The 461-nt window shown below is 32.3% G+C and carries 1 protein-coding gene; it reads right to left on the bottom strand.

The features are described from left to right. Nucleotides 1–461, bottom strand: a 461-nt coding sequence (gene tmk, locus R2R70_RS18930; protein ID WP_410978738.1) for a dTMP kinase, incomplete at both ends; no start/stop codon positions are given.

Raw genomic sequence — 461 nt, 5'->3', positions numbered from 1 at the left:
AGTAATTCACCTTCGTAATCTTTAAAGATCGAATCATAATTACTCTTGACTAGCTTTAGCTTTTCAGTGTTTTCATATTCATCTTTAAACGCACGATTTGACATTCGCTTAATAGATTCACTTACTTCATTATCAAAATATACAACCAAATCAGGCTTAGGAAATCTAGAATTAAGACTTTTAACCATATCGTAATCTGTTTTTGAATTACAGTGATAAGCAAGTGAGGAGAAGTAGTATCTAGTACTAATTACTATCGAACCTTTCTCCTTCAAAGGTATAACCCCATCAACTTGATTAAATAAATGGTCATGACGATCAGCTGCAAATAAATAGGCCATCTGCTCATCAAATAAATTACCATTATTAAAAAATGGATTAATTCCTTTTGATAAACTCACTCTTCCTTTAAATGCTTGACGAATAAGATTACCAACTGGACCGTCAGATGGCTCACATGT

Origin of the sequence: Cobetia sp. SIMBA_158 (assembly GCF_046566945.1) — a bacterium.
GTDB lineage: Bacteria > Pseudomonadota > Gammaproteobacteria > Pseudomonadales > Halomonadaceae > Cobetia > Cobetia amphilecti.
The sequence above is the reverse complement of the archived record's forward strand: the minus strand, read 5'-3'. Positions and strand labels throughout refer to the sequence as shown.